The organism is Kitasatospora sp. NPDC127116 (assembly GCF_042677365.1).
In the GTDB taxonomy this organism is placed as follows: domain Bacteria; phylum Actinomycetota; class Actinomycetes; order Streptomycetales; family Streptomycetaceae; genus Kitasatospora; species Kitasatospora lactacystinica.
Map to the genome: position 1 here is coordinate 1 of NZ_JBHXTL010000168.1, position 17,547 is coordinate 17,547.

The 17,547-nt window shown below is 74.1% G+C and carries 12 protein-coding genes; 10 read left to right on the forward strand and 2 right to left on the reverse strand.

Features of this window, described 5'->3' with window-relative positions; translation table 11 throughout:
- Window positions 1-55 precede the first annotated feature (55 nt).
- Complete coding sequence (locus ACFVHV_RS39140; RefSeq protein ID WP_380358006.1) at window positions 56-784, reverse strand: maleylpyruvate isomerase family mycothiol-dependent enzyme; 729 nt, start codon at window positions 782-784, stop codon at window positions 56-58.
- Window positions 785-1,036: 252 nt separating this feature from the next.
- Between ACFVHV_RS39140 and ACFVHV_RS39145 the strand changes: the two genes are divergently transcribed.
- The 3 genes from ACFVHV_RS39145 to ACFVHV_RS39155 all read left to right on the forward strand — a co-directional run bounded on the left by ACFVHV_RS39145 (window position 1,037) and on the right by ACFVHV_RS39155 (window position 4,480).
- Complete coding sequence (locus ACFVHV_RS39145) at window positions 1,037-2,053, forward strand: DUF1702 family protein (RefSeq protein WP_380358009.1); 1,017 nt, start codon at window positions 1,037-1,039, stop codon at window positions 2,051-2,053.
- A 91-nt stretch (window positions 2,054-2,144) separates the two neighbouring features.
- Window positions 2,145-3,119, forward strand: a complete 975-nt coding sequence (locus tag ACFVHV_RS39150; protein WP_359912774.1) for a DUF1702 family protein — start codon at window positions 2,145-2,147, stop codon at window positions 3,117-3,119.
- A 2-nt stretch (window positions 3,120-3,121) separates the two neighbouring features.
- The gene (locus ACFVHV_RS39155; RefSeq protein WP_380358012.1) at window positions 3,122-4,480 is read left to right on the forward strand and encodes a cytochrome P450; all 1,359 of its coding nucleotides are present in this window, start codon (window positions 3,122-3,124) and stop codon (window positions 4,478-4,480) included.
- Window positions 4,481-4,603: 123 nt separating this feature from the next.
- Here ACFVHV_RS39155 and ACFVHV_RS39160 read toward each other — a convergent pair whose 3' ends face one another.
- Entirely contained in the window at window positions 4,604-5,380 is a 777-nt protein-coding gene (locus ACFVHV_RS39160) for a helix-turn-helix transcriptional regulator (RefSeq protein WP_380358014.1), read from the reverse strand.
- A 450-nt stretch (window positions 5,381-5,830) separates the two neighbouring features.
- Here ACFVHV_RS39160 and ACFVHV_RS39165 point away from each other — a divergent pair, with 450 nt between their 5' ends.
- The 7 genes from ACFVHV_RS39165 (at window position 5,831) to ACFVHV_RS39195 (ending at window position 17,511) form a co-directional block, all read left to right on the forward strand.
- Entirely contained in the window at window positions 5,831-6,361 is a 531-nt protein-coding gene (locus ACFVHV_RS39165) for a DUF5987 family protein (RefSeq protein WP_359912765.1), read from the forward strand.
- Window positions 6,358-8,013, forward strand: a complete 1,656-nt coding sequence (locus ACFVHV_RS39170; RefSeq protein WP_359912763.1) for a GMC family oxidoreductase — start codon at window positions 6,358-6,360, stop codon at window positions 8,011-8,013. Before ACFVHV_RS39165 ends, ACFVHV_RS39170 begins: the two co-directional genes overlap by 4 nt.
- Before the next feature lie 40 nt (window positions 8,014-8,053).
- Window positions 8,054-9,115 carry a carboxymuconolactone decarboxylase family protein gene (locus tag ACFVHV_RS39175; protein ID WP_380358018.1) on the forward strand — a complete coding sequence of 354 codons (1,062 nt, stop codon included), beginning with the start codon at window positions 8,054-8,056 and terminating at the stop codon, window positions 9,113-9,115.
- Between the two features lie 399 nt (window positions 9,116-9,514).
- Window positions 9,515-15,391, forward strand: a complete 5,877-nt coding sequence (locus ACFVHV_RS39180) for an SDR family NAD(P)-dependent oxidoreductase (protein WP_380358021.1) — start codon at window positions 9,515-9,517, stop codon at window positions 15,389-15,391.
- Window positions 15,391-15,888 (forward strand): acyl-CoA thioesterase, encoded by a 498-nt coding sequence (locus tag ACFVHV_RS39185; RefSeq protein ID WP_380358024.1) that lies wholly within the window; start codon window positions 15,391-15,393, stop codon window positions 15,886-15,888. The genes ACFVHV_RS39180 and ACFVHV_RS39185 overlap by 1 nt, the downstream gene beginning before the upstream one ends.
- Window positions 15,885-16,463 (forward strand): flavin reductase family protein, encoded by a 579-nt coding sequence (locus ACFVHV_RS39190; RefSeq protein ID WP_359912752.1) that lies wholly within the window; start codon window positions 15,885-15,887, stop codon window positions 16,461-16,463. Before ACFVHV_RS39185 ends, ACFVHV_RS39190 begins: the two co-directional genes overlap by 4 nt.
- A 16-nt stretch (window positions 16,464-16,479) precedes the next feature.
- Entirely contained in the window at window positions 16,480-17,511 is a 1,032-nt protein-coding gene (locus ACFVHV_RS39195; RefSeq protein ID WP_359912749.1) for an NAD-dependent epimerase/dehydratase family protein, read from the forward strand.
- The last annotated feature ends 36 nt before the right edge of the window (window positions 17,512-17,547 follow it).

Genomic DNA, 17,547 nt, shown 5'->3' on the forward strand with positions numbered 1-17,547 from the left:
GGGCAGCGCCACAGCGCCGTTTCCCGGCCCGCCGAGGACCGGTCGGGCCCGGGGCCTACCGCCCGGCGGCCGCGTCCTCGACGGGCTGCGCCGGCGGCCGGAACGGGCCCCAGGTGAAGGCGGGCAGCCAGGTCTCGGGCGCGGCGCTCCAGTCCAGTCCGGCGATCTGCCCGGGCGAGCGCCGGCCGGTGAGCGAGCGGAGGAGGTCGTGCCGGTGCCCGCGGACGACGGCGGCCGGCTCGCCGTCACCGGCCCGCCACTCGGCGCCCGGCGTCTCGATGCGCAGCGCCGGAAGCCCCTGTGTGCGTACCGCGGCGGAGAAGCCCCGGACGACCAGGTCCAGCGACGAGGGGTAGGACGGGTGCTCCGGGAGCACCGGTTCCCCCAGCGCGACCCGGAGGTCGATCTCATGGGTGAACGCGTCCATCATCAGCATGGTGTGCCGCAGTTGAGGGGACTCGGTGAGCACCCGCTCCACCCCGCCGTCCAGCCGTGACCACTCGGCGAGCAGACCGGCGAGGCCGTCGCCGGAGTCGGCGTGCGGCACCTCCCACAGGTTGCCCGGCGCGTCGGCGGCCACCGTGCGGCAGACCTCCAGCAGATGGCCGACCAGGTCCAGGACCGTCCAGCCCGGACAGGCCGGCACGGGGACGTCGGCCACCGCGGGCCGGCCGCCCAGCAGCCCGGTGATGTTCTCCCGGGAGCCGCGGTAGGCGAGATGGTCCGGTGAGCGGTCCCAGAGCGACCCGGTCGTGGCCTCGGCGTTCCGCTGATACGTGCTCATACGGGCTCTCCTTCGGTTGGACGACGTTGCGGGGACGGACCGACGGTGCCGGAACCCCGGTCTCGCACGGGCCGGTTCCATTGTGGCGCCCGGGTTCCGGGCGACGGCCGGCGGGACGGCGGGCGGAGCACGCCCGAAGACGCCCGGCGGCCGGGCGGGTTCAGAAACGCAACCGTGGAGATGCGGGCCGTGACGCCGCCTCAGGACCATGGGGAGGACCGTCAATTGCGGGACGTGAGCCTGGGAGGGATCGTGCCGACGACCTTCGGATCGCTGCGCCGACTGGTACTGACACCGTCACTGGCCTCGGTGACCTTCGCCGGACGCGGCTTCCCGGTGACACCGACGGAGAGCACCGAACGGCTGGAGGCGGTGCCCCAGGCGGTGGTCTGCGGCTTCGAGTGGGGGATCGACGCCCGGAGCCAGTGGGAGGTCGAGCGCCGACTCGGCCTGGTCGAACCCGAACAGCGCGGATTCGCGTACGAGGGCGCCACCATGGCCTTCACCGTCCTGGACGCGATGGGCCGGGGCCACCGCACCCGCGACCTGCTGGCCGGGTCCGGGCAGCCGCACATCTTCCTGGCGTACATCGGCATCGGCTTCGCCATGGCGCGGCTGCCGAGGTCGCTGTGGCCCAAGGTGCTGCCGGACCTCACCGGGACGCCCTACCACCCGACGATGAGCTGGCTGGCCGTCGACGGCTACGGCTTCGACCTCGCCTACTTCCACACCCGGCGCTGGGTGGACGGGCAGCGCAGGCCCAAGCCGTACCCGTGGCAGGGCGCGCCCGAGTACTTCCAGCGGGCCGTCGACCAGGGCGTCGGACGGGCGCTGTGGTTCATCCACGGCGGATCGCCGGCGAACGTCGCGGCCGCGGTGCGCAGGTTCGGCGCGGACCGGCAGGGCGACCTGTGGAGCGGCGTGGGACTGGCCTCGACCTTCGCGGGGGGCGGCACGACCGAGGGCCTGGCCGGGCTGCGCGACGCGGCGGGCCCGCACCGGGCGGAGCTCGCCCAGGGCTCGGTGTTCGCCTCCAAGGCCCGTGCGTACGCGGGTTTCGTGCCCGCGCACTCCGAGGTCGCCTCGACGGCCCTGACCGGCCTGTCGGTGGAGGCGGCGGCGAAGGTGGCCGACACCTGCGCGGTGGACGACCGCACCCCGGGCGCCGCCGGCGGGCCGCCCCCGTACGAGCTCTGGCGGGCGAACGTGCGCGAGCACTTCCGCGAGGCCGGGCCCTCGCCCCGGCCCGCGCCGGGGCCGGCGGCCTGAGTGTTTTCCGGACGAGCCCCGGGCCGGACCGGTGCGAAGTCATCCGCGGGGCGGACCGGCCGCCCCGCGGGAAACCCGAGAGGAGTATGGCGTGTCCAGTGCATGGCGGACGCTCCGACGTCGAGTTCTCACTCCGAGCACCTCTGAAACGCTATTGGAAACGCGTGGTTTCCACCGGAAGTCGCCGGCCGCCCAGGACCTCCTGGAGACGGTCGGCGCGCGGTTCCTGGAGGGCTACGCCCACGCCGTGGAGGCCCGGAACCCGGCGGAGGCGGAATACCCGCTGGAGGAAATCCCGGACCGATTCCGCGGCTTCGCCTACGAGGGCGCCGGAATGGGCTTCGCCATGCTCGACGGGCTGCGGCTGTCCGGCCGCAACTCGGTGGCCCGCTGCCTCGCGGGCCGGGGCGCCGACCACGTCTACATGGTCTACGTCGGCATCGGCTGGGCGATGGCCCGGCTGCCGAGGTTCTGCTGGCCCGACATCGACAAGCTCGACCCGCTGCTGCGCTGGCTGGTGCTCGACGGATACGGCTTCCACCAGGCGTACTTCCGCACCGACCGGTACGTCCACCAGCAGTACCGGGACCCGGCCTTCCCCTGGCCGGCGCACGACTCCCCGTCGTACGCCGGCCGCGCGATCGACCAGGGCATCGGCCGGGCCCTGTGGTTCGTCGGCGGCACCGACGCCGAGCTCGTCGCGACCATGATCGAGAAGTTCCCGGAGTCCCGGCGGTCCGACCTCTACGGCGGCGCCGGACTGGCCGCCACCTACGCCGGCGGCGTGGACGAGGCGGAGCTGTGCGCGTTCCGCGACCGGGCCGGCATCCACGGGCCGATGGTCGCCCAGGGCAGCGCGTTCGCGGCCGAGGCCCGGATCCGGGCCGGACTGCTGGTGCCGCACACGGAGCTGGCCACGCGGGTCTTCTGCGGCATGACGCCCGATCAGGCCGCCGCGGTCAGCCAGGAGGCGCGGCCGAGCGGTCCGGTGCCCGGCGCGCTGCCCGCGTACGAGGTGTGGCGCCAGGCCATCGCCGACCGCTTCGCCAACGTCGGGGGGTGCTGACCGTGGCCGCCACCCGTCGGGTGCCGCCCGGCCCGCCGCGCCGGGCCGCCCCCGTCCTGCTGCGCAGGCTGGTCGGGGACCGGCTCGAAATGATGCGCTCCGCCGCGGCGGAGTACGGCGACGCGGTCCGGATCTCCATGGGCCCCAAGACGCTCTACTTCTTCAACCACCCCGACCACGCCAAGCACGTGCTCGCGGACAACGCGGCCAACTACCACAAGGGGATCGGCCTGGCCCAGGCCCGGCGGGCCCTCGGCAACGGCCTGCTGACCAGCGAGGGGGAGCTCTGGCGCAAGCAGCGCCGGCAGATCCAGCCCGCCTTCCAGCACAAGCGGATCGTCCAACAGGCCGGTGCCGTCGCGGAGGAGGCGGCCAAGCTGGTCGGCCGGCTGCGGGCGCACGAGGGCGGCGCACCGGTCGACGTGACCAAGGAGGTCACGGCCCTCACCCTCGGGGTGCTCGGCCGCACCCTGCTCGACGTCGACCTCAGCGCCTTCGAGGCGGTCGGCCACGACTTCGAGGCCGTGCAGGACCAGGCGATGTTCGACATGGTCACCATGGGCATGGTGCCCGGCTGGGTGCCGCTGTCCAAGCAGCTCCGCTTCCGGCAGGCCCGGCAGGACCTGCAGCGGGTGGTCGACCGGCTGGTGGCGGAGCGGGTCTCCCGCGACGCCGGGGAGATCGTGGGGGAGGACGCGCTGTCCCGCCTGATCGTCGCCACCCGGCAGGAGCCCGACCACAAGGTCGCCCGCCAGCGGATGCGCGACGAACTGGTCACCCTGCTGCTGGCCGGCCACGAGACCACGGCGAGCACCCTGGGCTGGACCTTCTACCTGGCCGACCGGCACCCCGAGGTGATGGACCGGCTGCACGCCGAGGCCGTCGAGGTGCTCGGCGACCGCCTGCCCGAGTTCGAGGACCTGCACCGCCTGCGGTACACCTCGATGGTGGTCGAGGAGGTCATGCGGCTCTACCCGCCGGTGTGGATCCTGCCGCGGCAGGCCCAGGCGGACGACGAGGTCGGCGGGTACCACGTCCCGGCCGGCTCCGACGTCCTGATCTGCCCGTACACCCTGCACCGCCACTCCCGGTTCTGGGACGACCCGGAGCAGTTCGACCCGGAGCGCTTCGACCGGGACCGGGCCTCGGACCGGCCGCGCTACGCCTACATCCCGTTCGGGGCGGGTCCGCGCTTCTGCATCGGCAACCACCTCGGGCTGCTGGAGGCCACGTTCACGATCGCCATGGTCGCCCGGGACCTGCGGCTGAGGAAGGTGCCCGGGTACCGGGTGGTGGCCGAGCCGATGCTGTCGCTGCGGGTGCGCGGCGGCCTGCCGATGACGGTGCACTCCGCCGGCTGAGCGGCCGCGCCCGCGCCCTGCACGGCAGAGCCCCCGCGACGACGTCGCGGGGGCTCCGTGCGCGGGGCCCGCGCCGTCGCGGGGCCCCGGTCGGTCCGGCCCGCTGCCGCGGGCCGGGCCGGATCAGGCGCTGTCCGTGATCGGGGTCCGTACGGTCTGCGCGATGGTCCGCGCGTCCAGCAGCGCCAGCAGGACCGGCGGGTCGAGGACGCGGGCCGGGCGCAGGCGTACTTCGATCGGCAGCAGCGGCACGTCCGGCCGCACCTCGATCGGTCCGACCGATCCCACCGAGACGGGGTGGTCACCCGTCAGCACCTCGTCGAAGGCGGCCGGGACGGAGTGTGCCAGCAGGTACCAGGTGCCGGCCGGCACCTGGTCGAATAAGAAGACGCCGGGATGGGGGAGGACGGTACACGCGGCGGGCCGGCCCTCGGGGACCCGGGTCGGGAACAGCCCGAGGTAGACGAGGCCGAGGTTCCCCGCGATCGGGGCCCGGATCTCGCCGCGGAAGGTGGAGAGCTCCGTGCTCCGGGCCAGGCCGCGCGCGTCGATCTCGATCCGGGGGGTGAAGCCGCCGAGCTGACGGTAGGTGGTGGGAGGCACGCCGACGCTGCTGGCGAACCGCGAGCTGAAGGTGCCGACGCTGTTGTACCCGACGCGGTGGCTGATCTCGGTCACCGTGAACGAGGTTTCGATGAGGAGGCGCTTGGCCGTTTCGAGCCGGAGGGCGGAGAGGAACCGCCGTGGTGACACCCCGGTCATCCGCTGGAATTCCCGGGAGAAGTGGAACTTGCTGTACATGGCCGCCTGCGCCATATCGTCGATGGTCAGTAACTCGCCGATGTTGTCGTGCATGGTTTCGATGGCCCGGGAAACAGCTTGCTCGATGGCAGATGTCATCTTTGACTCCAGCTTCTCCGCCGCACCTGCGGATGAACAGAATTCCACCCTTGCGATGATCGGGAACGAAAGTCACGGCCGCGGTGACAGGCCGACTGTCGAAGGCGCCAGGGCAAGCGAAGGGAGGACCCCCTTCGGAAGGCGAAGCTGAAAAGTGTCGCCGCCATAGCAAGTGACGACCGTAGCAGCAGGCACATGACAGCCGCAATGGGCCGGGCGGCACGTGCCGTTGGCAAGTCCGAGCGGTGAGACGTCCCGGAAGTCGGGTTTGAACGGCGCCGGGAGCCATCAGCAACGCGAGAGATGCGGGCGGGAGCGCATTGCGCGCACGATGCCACAGTCGCGTATGCGAATCGGGATCGGCCGGTGCGTGCCGTCCCCGCTTTTCGACAAGCAGCTGAGGAGATGCCGGTGGGATCGCCTACCTCAGATCGAAACCATGACCGGACCATGACGCTCGAAGCCTTCGCGGACACGATCGTCCCGGGCGAGAAACGCTCGCCCGACGACCGGGCGGTGGCCGGCGCCTCGACCGGCGGCGGTGCCGTCCAGGCGGGAGCCGTCGAACTGCTCGAAACCCCCGCGACCGGACTGTCGGACGCCCTGGACGACTACGTGCAGGCGCTCAACCGCCACGCGAGCACGTACGCGGACGAGCACGGCCTGCGGCTCGACGACTCGGTGCCGCCGTTCGTCGCCCTGCCGTTCGCGGACCGGACCGGCCTGGTGCAGGAGCTGACCGGAACGGAGCACCAGGAACGGGAACTGTGGGTCCTGCTGGCGCTGTTCGCCAACATGGCCTTCGACACGGCCGCCCACATGCACACCGCGGACGCGCTCGCGGCGGGCCACCCGGGCCTCACGGCGATGGGCTTCATGAAGCCCGACGAGGACGGCCTGTGGCGGTTCCCCGACTTCTCGTACGGCAAGCAGCTGGCAGACCCCCACCCGGACACCACGCCTACAGGGAGTCCCGCATGACGAGTACCGAGAGCACCGACGTCCTGATCGTGGGCAGCGGCTTCGGCGGCGCGATCGCGGCGTACCACCTGGCGGCCGGCGGCGCGAAGGTCACCATCCTGGAGCGCGGCCCGTGGCTGAAGGCCGACGACTTCGACCACGACTTCCTGCTCGGCTCCTCGTACACCCGGATCTTCGACTTCGTGGTGGGCGACGGCATGAGCCTGCTCGGCGGCAACTGCGTCGGCGGCGGCAGCGTGGTGTACTTCGCCGCGATGCCGCGCGCCCCGCGGTTCGTCTTCGAGCGCCGCGGCAGCATCGGCCGCCGGATGTGGCCGGCCGCCATCGACCGGGACGTCCTCGACCCCTGGTACGACCGGGTGGCCGAGGCGCTGCCCATCACCCAGCAGGACTGGAACGACGTCACGTACTCGGGCGGGCTGTTCGCCGCCGCCTGCGAGCACGCGGGACGCACCGCCAACCCCGTCCCGGCCGCCATCGACCGGGCGAAGTGCACCAACTGCAACTGGATGATGTCCGGTTGCCGCTTCGACGCCAAGCGGTCCCTGCTGCTGAACTACCTCCCGGCGGCCCTCGCGCACGGCGCCGAGATCCGGCCGCTGCACGAGGTGCAGCAGCTGTCCCGGACGGACGACGGCGGCTACCGGGTGCACTACGACGTCGTCGACGACGTGGACTACCGGGTGCACGTCGGCAGCGGCACGATCGACGCGAAGATCGTCGTGCTCGCCGCCGGCGCCGGCGCCACCCCGGTCATCCTCCAGCGCTCCGAGGCGACCCTGGGCACCATGCCGCACGCCGTGGGCCGCTACTTCTCCGGCAACGGCGAACGCCTCAACACGGCCATCGTGGACGAGGAGAAGGCCCGCGACCTGCTGGGGCTCAAGCGCTCCGACGGCCGGGCGTTCAAGGCCAACCAGATCGGCAAGGGCCCGGTCGTGGCGAGCTGGGACAACCTCGACGGGTCGCTGCCGGAGCACTCCCGGTTCTCCCTGGAGCAGCTCTACTTCCCGCCGGGCTTCGGCACCATCCTGGCGCAGGTGCCCGACGCGACCGGGCCCAGCTGGTTCGGCGTGGAGAAGAAGGAACTGGTCCGGCAGTGGCAGTCCTGGCTGACCGTCTTCACCATGATCGAGGACGACAACGAGGGCGTCTTCGGGCCGCCGCCGCCCACCGGCAACGCCGTCCGGATCTCCCAGCAGATGCTCGGGCGCGGGTCGATCTCGTACCGGCCGACCGCCAACACCCTGCGCGCCTGGGCCGATTCGGACGCCGTGGTGAAGGACATCCTGGAGCGCGACGGACTCGCCCGCGTCATGCCGTGGACCAACGACCTGGTGGGCGCGTACACCGTGCACCCGCTGGCGTCCTGCCGGATCGGCGACGACCCGCAGACCTCGGCGCTCGACGACCGGCAGGAACTCCGCAACCACCCGGGCATCTTCGTCACCGACGGCTCCGCCGTCCCGGGAGCGCTCACGGTCAACCCCGCGCTGACCATCTCCGCGCTCGCCGAACGCGCGATCCCCGGCATCGTGAGGGCCGCGCGGGAGCGCGGCGTGAACGTCGTCTACGGCGCTCCCGCGCCGGACGGTGCGACCAGCGGGCGGCGCGGCGTGCAGGTGCAGCTGCCCGGCCTGATGCGCCGGTAGCCGGCCCCGGCACCGGATCGAGCCGTCGAGGAGGAGGCACATGACGACACCGTTCCTGCGGTCGGCCCTGCGGAGGTCGATGGCGCAGATCCACCGGGTCGCGGCGGTGCGGCCGGCAGCCGCGGGGGAGGAGGTGGCCGGCGTCTTCGCCGAGGTCGAGCGGGAGTTCGGCATGCTGGCACCGCCGATCGGGCTGCACGCCGCCGCGCCGGAGGTGCTCGCCGCCTCCTGGGTGATGCTGCGGGAGACCCTGGTGGCCGGCGGGCGGGTCGACCGCGCGACCAAGGAGGCGGTGGCCGCGGCGGTCTCGGCCGCCAACGCCTGCCCGTACTGCGTGGAGGTGCACGGCACGGCGCTGGCCGCGCTGCTGCCCGGGGCCGCCGCCCCGGGCACGGCCCGCGCGACGGCCGAGGGGTGGGCCGACTGGTTCCGGGCGGACGGCGACCGGGGGCCGGCGCCGGACGACCGGCCGCCGTTCCCCGCGCAGGCGGCGCCCGAGCTGGTCGGGGTGGCCGTCACCTTCCACTACCTGAACCGCATGGCCAACCTGTTCCTCGCGCAGAGCCCGCTGCCGGCCGGTCTCCCGCCGGCCGCGCGGTCGGCGGCGAGGGCGGTCCTCGGCCGGCTGATGCGCCGCAGCGCGCGCCTCGCCCCGCCGGCCGGGACCTCCCTCGACCTGCTGCCCTCCGCGCCGCTGCCCGGGGACCTGAGCTGGGCGGCGGGCATCCCCAGCGTCGCCGGCGCCTTCGCCCGGGCGGCCGCCGCGATCGACGCGGCGGGGGCCCGGTCGGTGCCGGACGGCGTCCGCGCCCTGGTGGCGGACCGGCTGGCCGGGTGGGACGGCCGGCCGCCGGGGATCAGCCGCGCCTGGGTCGAGGACGCGGTGTCGGCCCTGCCCGGGGACCAGCGTGCGGCTGGCCGGCTGGCCCTGCTGACCGCCCAGGCCTCCTACCAGGTCGACGACGGCCTCGTCGCCGAGTTCCGGAGCGACCGGCCCGGTGACACCGCGCTGATCGAGCTCACCTCCTGGGCCGCCCTGGCGGCGGCCCGGGAGCTGGGCGCCCGGCTCGGTGCCCGCCTGCCCAAGGCCGCCGACGGCTGACCCCGCGCACGGCCCCGCACGACCGAGGCTCCCGCCGACCGGCGGGAGCCTCGGCGCGTTCCCGCCCGCCCGCACGGGCATCGGCACGGGCGTCGGCACGGTTGCCCGCCCAGCCGCCCGCACGACCGCCCGCACGACCGCCCGCACGACCGTCCGCACGGGCGTCGGCACGTCCACCGGCACGTCCACCGGCACGGTCGTCCGGACGGGCGCGGCCCGCCCAGGAAATGACGGCGTTATTGAATAGCGGCGCCGAGAAATCACACCGTTATGGAAAAGCAGCGCCCCCACCAGGCGGAAAGCAAACTCGGAGAAGACATCGGGGCGGCCGCAGATGCATTCTTGACGACAGTGCAGGCGAGTCGAGTCGGCGAGGAGATTCGCCGTCAATTCATCTCCATGGGTGGTGAATACGTGAGCAGTGAGCGGATCGCTATCGTAGGAATTGGCCTCCGTTATCCGGACGCCAATTCGGCGAGCGAACTGTGGGACAACGTACTGGGCGGCCGGCGAGCCTTCCGGCGGTTGCCGGACGAGCGGATGAACCAGGCGGACTACTGGTCGGAGGACCGGAGTGCGCCGGACCGGCACTACACGAAAAAGGCCGCGGTCCTGCGGGACTACGCGTTCGACCGCATCAAATACAGCGTCGCCGGGAGCACGTACCGGGCGACCGACCTGACGCACTGGCTGGCCCTCGACGTGGCCGCCGAGGCGCTTGCCGACGCCGGATTCCCGGACGGCGCGGGACTTCCCCACCAGAGCACCGGCGTGGTGGTCGGAAACAGCCTCACCGGGGAATTCTCGCGGGCCAACATCATGCGGCTGCGGTGGCCCTACGTGCGCCGCACGGTGGCCGCCGCGCTCACCGGCCAGGGCTGGTCCGAGGAGGACGTCGCGAAGCTCCTCCAGGAGCTGGAGCCGCAGTACAAGGCGCCCTTCCCGGCCATCGACGAGGACTCGCTGGCCGGCGGCCTCGCCAACACCATCGCCGGCCGCATCTGCAACCACTTCGACCTGCGTGGCGGCGGCTACACGGTCGACGGGGCCTGCTCCTCCTCCCTGCTGTCCGTCGTCACGGCGGCGAAGGCACTGGCCGACGGCGAGCTGGACGTGGCCGTCGCCGGAGGCGTCGACCTGTCCATCGACCCGTTCGAGGTGATCGGCTTCGCCAAGACGGGCGCACTGGCCACCGGCGAGATGAAGGTCTACGACCGGGACTCCAACGGCTTCTGGCCCGGCGAGGGCTCCGGCATGCTCGTGCTGATGCGCGAGCGGGACGCGCTGGCGCAGGGGCGGCGGATCTACGCGAGCATCAGCGGCTGGGGCGTCTCCTCGGACGGCAAGGGCGGCATCACCCGGCCGGAGGCGAGCGGCCACCGGCTGGCACTGACCCGCGCCTACCGGCGGGCCGGCTACGGCGTCGAGACGGTGTCGTACTTCGAGGGCCACGGCACCGGCACGGCCCTCGGCGACGCGACCGAGATCGAGGCGCTGTCCTCCGCCCGCCGCACCGCGGACCCGACGGCCCGTCCGGCCGCGCTCGGGACGGTCAAGGGGAACTTCGGGCACACCAAGGCCGCCGCGGGCGTGGCCGGCCTGATCAAGGCGACCCTCGCCGTGCACCACCAGGTGATCCCCCCGGCCACCGGCCACGTCGACCCGCACCCCGGCCTGCTCGGTGACGAGGCGGCGATGTACGTCCCGCGCCAGGCCGAACTCTGGCCGGCCGGCCACCCGGTCCGGGCCGGGGTGTCGGCCATGGGCTTCGGCGGGATCAACACCCACGTCACCCTCGCCGAGGCACCCGGCAGCACCCGGCGCGAGGCGCTCGACGCACGCACCACCCGGCTGGTCGCCGGCCGCCAGGACGCCGAACTCCTGCTGCTGGACGCGGCGGACACGGCCGCGCTGCGCGCGGAGCTGACCCGGCTGCTCGACCTGGTGCCGAAGCTGGCGCAGGCCGAACTCGCGGACCTGGCCGGCACCCTGGCCGACCGGCTCGCCGACGGCCCGGTGCGGGCCGCCGTGGTGGCGACCGGCCCGGACGACGCCGTGCGCGGCCTCGAACGGCTGCTCGCCCTGCTCGACTCCGGAGCGCGGGAGGTGTCCTCGGCCGGTGAGGGGATCTTCCTCGGCCACGCCCGGACCGCCCCCCGGATCGCCTACCTCTTCCCGGGCCAGGGCTCCGGCCGCGGCGCCGTCGGCGCGATCCGGCGCCGGTTCGCCGCGGCGGAGGAGGTGTTCCGCGCCGCCGCCCTGCCCACCGGCGACGACCAGGTCGCCACCCAGGTCGCCCAGCCGCGCATCGTCACCGGCTCGCTGGCCGCCCTGCGGGTGCTGGACGCGGTCGGCATCCGGGCCGACACCGCCGTCGGCCACAGCCTCGGGGAGCTCACCGCCCTGCACTGGGCGGGCGCGATGACCGAGGAACAGGTGGTGCGCCTCGCCACGATCCGCGGCCGGGTGATGGCCCAGGCCAGCCACGGCGGCGGCGCGATGGCCGGACTGGCGGCGACCCCGGAGCAGGCCACCCGGCTGTCCGCCGGACAGGACGTGGTGATCGCGGGCTACAACGGGCCCCGGCAGACCGTGCTCTCCGGCCCCGCCGAGGCGGTCGACGAGGTCTGCCGCCGGGCCGCGGGCGAGGGCGTCACGGCGACCCGGCTGAACGTGTCGCACGCCTTCCACTCGCCGCTGGTCGAGCCGGCCGCGGTCGCGATGGCCGCCGAGCTCGCGCGGTTCGACTTCCGGGAACCCGTCCGCCCGATCGCCTCCACGGTCACCGGACGGCTCCTGGACCCGTCCGCCGACCTGCGCGAGGTCCTGCGCGGACAGGTCCTGCTCCCGGTCCGGTTCCAGGAGGCCGCCGCCGTGGCGGTCGCCGACGCCGACCTGGTCGTGGAGGTCGGTCCCGGCCGGGTGCTCTCCGGCCTGCTGGCGGAGATCGCCCCGAACCTCACCACCCTCGCGGTGGACACCGACAGCGCCTCGCTCGGCCCGCTGCTCAGGGTCGCCGGCGCCGCGTTCGTGCTCGGCGTACCGCTGCGGACCGCGGCCCTGTTCGGCGACCGCCTGATCCGGCAGCTGCCGGCGGACGGTGCGATGACCTTCCTGGCCAACCCCTGCGAGGCGGCCCCGGCCATCGGCGCGGAGCTGGCGGCGGACGGCGGGCCGGGCCGGGACGAGCGGGCCGGCGCGGCGGTGTCCGCGGACACCGGCGACGGCCAGGACTCCACCCTGGAGCTGCTGCGCAGGCTCGCGGCCGAGCGGGTCGAACTGCCGCTGGACTCCGTCACCGCGCAGACCCACCCGATGGACGACCTGCACCTGAGCTCCATCACCATCGGCCAGATCGTCAACGACGTCACCCGGGCGCTCGGCCGGCCCGTGCTCGCCGCGACGCCCAACTACGCGACCGTCAACCTGGGCGGGATCGCCGAACTGATCGACCAGCTGGCGGACACCGCGCAGGACGGCGGCCAGTCGGCGGGCGAGGTCGCCGGTGTGGCCCCGTGGGTGCGGCCCTTCGCGGTCGAGCACCGGGAGGCCGTCCTGCCGGCCCGGCCGCAGCCCGCCGAGGACCCCGCCCCCGCCGGGCGGTGGACGGTGCACGGCACCCCCGGCCACCCGCTCGCCGAACCGCTGGGCGCCGCGCTCGCCGCGGCCGGCGTCGGGGACGGCGTGCTGCTCTGCCTCCCCGACGCGTGCGGACCGCAGGAGGCGGAGCTCTTCCTGACCGCCGGGCGGGCCGTCCTGGCCGCCCCCGAGGGCACCCGGCTGGTCGTGGTCCAGCACCGGCTGGGGGCCTCCGGCCTGGCGAAGACCCTGCACCTGGAGCACCCGTCGGTCCCGGTCACGGTGGTCGAGCTGGCCGACACCGCCCCCGAGGGCGCGGCCCGTGACGAGGCGGTGGCCCGCGTGGTCGCCGAGACCGCCGCCACGGCCGGCTTCGCGGAGGTCCGCTACCAGCCGGACGGGCGCCGGACCGTCCCGGTGCTCCGACCGCTGCAGCTGCGCCCCGCGACCGAGGGCGGGTCCCCGCTCGACGCCGGGGACGTCCTCCTGGTCACCGGCGGCGGCAAGGGCATCACCGCCGAGTGCGCCATCGCGATGGCCCAGGACTCCGGGGCGGCCCTGGCCCTGATCGGCCGCGCCGATCCGGCCACCGACCCCGAACTCGCCGGGAACCTCGCCCGGATGGAGGCCGCGGGCCTGCGCCACCGGTACGCCCGCGCCGACGTGACCTCGGCCGAGGAGACCGCCGCCGCGGTGGCCCTGCTGGAGAACGGGCTCGGCCCGGTCACCGCCGTGCTGCACGGCGCCGGCCGCAACCAGCCGGCCGCCCTGGAGGCGCTGAGCGCCGAGGACTTCCGCCGGACCCTGGCACCCAAGACCGACGGTCTGGAGGCGGTCCTGGCGGCCGTCGAACCGGAACGCCTGAAGCTGCTGATCACCTTCGGCTCGATCATCGGCCGGGCCGGACTGCGCGGCGAGGCGCACTACGCCACCGCCAACGACTGGATGACCGAGCTGACCCTCCGCTTCCAGGACCGGTACCCGCGGGCCCGGGCCGTCGCGCTGGAGTGGTCGGTCTGGTCGGGCGCGGGCATGGGCGAACGGCTCGGCGTCGTCGAGGCGCTGATCCGGGAGGGCATCACGCCGATCTCCACCGAGAACGGCATCCAGGTGCTCCGCGAGGTGCTCGCGGACCCCTCGGCCGGCCCCGTCCTGGTGGTCAGCGGGCGGGCCGGCGGCCTGCCCACCCTCACCACCGAACGGCGCGAGCTGCCGCTGACCAGGTTCGTCGAGCGGGTGGTCGTGCACCACCCGGACATCGAGCTGATCACCGAGACCGAGCTGACCGAGGGCGGCGACCCCTATCTGACCGACCACCGGCTCCAGGACGACCTGCTCTTCCCGGCCGTGCTCGGCATGGAGGCGATGGCCCAGGTGGCCGCCGCGGTGAGCGGGCACCAGGGTCCGCCGCTGCTGGAGGACGTCGAGTTCCGCCGGCCCGTGGTGGTCCGGCCGGGCGGCTCGACCACCATCCGGATCGCGGCGCTGGTCCGGGAGCCCGGGACGGTGGACGTGGTGCTGCGCAGCGAGGGCACCGAGTTCGCGGCCGACCACTTCCGGGCCCGGCTGCGCTACCCGCGGCCGGAGGTGCCCGGGACGCCGGTGCCGGTCGAATTCGGCCTGCCGGCGGTGCCGGTGGACCCGGTGACCGAGCTGTACGGCAGCGTGCTCTTCCAGGGCAAGCGGTTCCAGCGCCTGCTGGAGTACCGGCGGGCGAGCGCCCGGCACGCGCTGGCGGAGATCTCCACCACCGCCCCGGCGCCGTGGTTCGCGGCCTTCCTGCCGCAGGACCAGCAACTGGCCGACCCCGGCACCCGGGACGCCATGATGCACGCCATCCAGTGCTGCGTGCCGGACGCCACCCTGCTGCCGCAGAGCATCGAGCGGCTCTGGCTGGCCGACCCGGCGGACCAGGACGCCGAGTACGTGGTGCTCGACGCCAGGGAGCGCTCCCAGGACGGGGACAGCTACGTCTACGACCTCGACGTGCGCACCCCGGCCGGGAAGGTCGTCGAGCGCTGGGAGGGGCTGACCCTGGTCGCCGTCCGCAAGCGCGACGGAGCCGGACCGTGGGTGCCCGCGATGCTCGGTTCGTACCTGGAACGCGGCCTGGAACGGGTCCTGGGCGGCAGCCGCGCGGTGGTCGTCGAGCCCGCGGCGAAGCCCGCCGCGGAATCCACCGCGGAGTCCGCCGACGGCGACCGCCGGGCCCGCACCGCGACCGCCCTCGGCCGGGCGCTGGGACGGCCGGTGGACCTGCGCCACCGGCCGGACGGCAAGCCCGAACTCGCCGGTGGGCCCGGACTCGACGGGATCACGGTCTCGGCCTCGCACGGCCCCGGCCTGACCCTGGCGGTGGCCGGCCCCGGGCGGCTCGCCTGCGACGTCGAGACCGTCCTGGAGCGGAGCGCCGAGGACTGGGACGCCCTGCTGGGCACCGGTCAACTCGCCCTGCGGGACCTGCTGGTGGCCGAGGCGGGCTGCAGCCCGGCGGTGGCCGGCACCAGGGTCTGGAGCGCGCTGGAGTGCCTGCGCAAGTCCGGCGCGACCACCCAGGCGCTGACGCTCGACCGCGTCCACCCGGGCGGTTGGGTCGTCCTGTCCGCCGGCGACGCGGCCGTCGCCACCTGGGTCACCACCGTCAACGACCGGACGGAGCCGGTGCTCTTCGCGGTACTCGTCGGGAAGGAGAACTGATGTCGGCCTACTACGAGATCCGCCACACCGTGGGCTTCGAGGAGACCAACCTCGTCGGCAACGTCTACTACGTGAACTACCTGCGCTGGCAGGGGCGTTGCCGGGAGATGTTCCTCAAGGACAAGGCGCCGGGGGTGCTCGCCGAGCTGCGGGACGACCTGAAGCTGTTCACCCTCAAGGTGGAGTGCGACTTCTTCGCCGAGATCACCTCGTTCGACGAGCTGTCGGTCCGGATGCGGCTGGAGGAGCTGACCCAGACCCAGATCCAGTTCAGCTTCGACTACATGCGGATCGACGGCGAGCAGGAGAACCTGGTGGCCCGCGGCCGGCAGCGGATCGCGTGCATGCGCGGGCCGAACACGGCCACCGTCCCCGCCCGGGTGCCCGAGGAACTGCGCCTGGCGCTGGTGCCGTACGCCGAGGGGCCGGCCGTCGCGCGGGCCCTCGCGGCGCAGGTCCCGCCCGGCGGGCCGGTCGGGACGGGGCGGGCGCTGTGATCGGCAACGGCCGGTCCCCGGCCCCCGCCCAGGCGCCGGGCGCGACGTCGGCGGCCGCGGCGAACCGCGCGGTCCTGCCGGGCGCCCTGCGCGAGACGATGGCCCGTTTCGCCACCGGGATCACGGTCCTGACCACCGGCGGCGAGCACGTCCACGGGATGACCGCCAACGCGTTCAGCTCGGTCTCCCTGGAACCGCCGATGGTGCTGTGCTGCGTGGCCCGCTCCGCGACGATGCACGAGGCGATCATGGCGTCCAGGTCCTTCGCGGTCTCCGTGCTCGGCGCCGAACAGGAGCACCTGGCACGGTACTTCGCGAACAAGAGCAGGCCGCGCGGAGCCGCCCAGTTCGACGGCCTCGACTGGCAGCCCGGCCCGTTCACCGGGGCCCCGCTGCTGTCGGACTCGCTGGCCTGGCTGGAGTGCAAGCTCGCCGAGCAGTACGATGGCGGCGACCACTCCATCTTCCTCGGCGAGGTGCTCGCCTCGGACTGGGCGGACCACCGGGAGGCGCTGCTGTTCTACGGCGGCGCCTTCCACCGGGGCATCGGCGGGAAACCGGAAGAGATCGGCTGAGCGGGGGGATGGTCCGATGTTGGTGAGCGTGACCGGCGGCACCGGATTCGTCGGCATCCACTCGGTCGCGGCGCTGGTCCGCGGCGGCCACCGGGTGCGGATGCTGGTCCGCGACCCGGCCGCCGCGGAGCGGGTCCTGGGCCTGCTGGAGGTGGACCCGGGCGCCGTCGACCTGGTCGTCGGGGACGTGACCGACGAGGGCGACGCGGCCCGCACGGTGCGCGGCGCCGACGCGGTGCTGCACGCGGCCGCGGTGTACTCCTTCGACAGCCGGCGCAACGCGCAGATGCGCCGGACCAACGAGCGGGGAACCGAACTGGTGCTGGCCGCCGCCCGACGGTCGGGCGCCGACCCGGTCGTCCACGTCTCCAGCATCGTCGCGCTGCTGCCGTCCCCCGGACGGCCGCTCGGGGAGCACTCCCCGGTCGGCCGTCCCCGGGACACGTACATGGCGACCAAGGCGGCGGCCGAGCGGATCGCGCGGGGCCACCAGCGGGACGGCGCGCCGGTGGTCATCAGCTACCCGCCCGCGCTGCTCGGCCCGCAGGACCCGGGGCTGGGCGACCAGAACGCCCGGCTGCGCAACACCCTGCGCGGACTGATGCCGATCTGGCCGCTGGGCGGCTTCCCGGTCGGCGACGTCCGGGACACCGCGCAGCTGCACGCCCGGCTGCTGACCACGCCGAGGGCGGGATCCGACCGGCACTTCGGACCCGGCCACCACCTGCCCACCCGGCAGTACGTGCGGACCCTGCGGGAGGTCACCGGGCGGCGGCTGCCCGCGGCCTTCCTCCCCGCCCGGGCCATGCTGCCGGTCGGCGCCCTGGCCACCCTGCTCCAGCGCGGATGGCCCTGGCACATCCCCGCGGAGTACGGCGCCGTCTACACCTGCGCCTGTGCGACCCCGGTCGACCCCGCGGCGAGCACCGGGGGGCTGACGCCGAGGCCGACCGCGGAGACCATGGCGGACACGGTGCGCTGGCTGTACGCCCAGGGCCGGCTGACCGCCGGTCAGGCCGGGCTGCCGGCCGTGGACAAGGAGCGCTGAGCCGTACCCGACGGCCGGCCCCGGGTGGACCTGAGT

Coding starts and splice junctions, on each gene's coding strand:
- ACFVHV_RS39140 (WP_380358006.1), bottom strand. CDS start 784: ATGAGCACGTATCAGCGGAACGCCGAGGCCACGACCGGGTCGCTCTGG.
- ACFVHV_RS39195 (WP_359912749.1), top strand. CDS start 16,480: ATGTTGGTGAGCGTGACCGGCGGCACCGGATTCGTCGGCATCCACTCG.
- ACFVHV_RS39185 (WP_380358024.1), top strand. CDS start 15,391: ATGTCGGCCTACTACGAGATCCGCCACACCGTGGGCTTCGAGGAGACC.
- ACFVHV_RS39170 (WP_359912763.1), top strand. CDS start 6,358: ATGACGAGTACCGAGAGCACCGACGTCCTGATCGTGGGCAGCGGCTTC.
- ACFVHV_RS39175 (WP_380358018.1), top strand. CDS start 8,054: ATGACGACACCGTTCCTGCGGTCGGCCCTGCGGAGGTCGATGGCGCAG.
- ACFVHV_RS39165 (WP_359912765.1), top strand. CDS start 5,831: ATGACGCTCGAAGCCTTCGCGGACACGATCGTCCCGGGCGAGAAACGC.
- ACFVHV_RS39160 (WP_380358014.1), bottom strand. CDS start 5,380: ATGACATCTGCCATCGAGCAAGCTGTTTCCCGGGCCATCGAAACCATG.
- ACFVHV_RS39180 (WP_380358021.1), top strand. CDS start 9,515: ATGGGTGGTGAATACGTGAGCAGTGAGCGGATCGCTATCGTAGGAATT.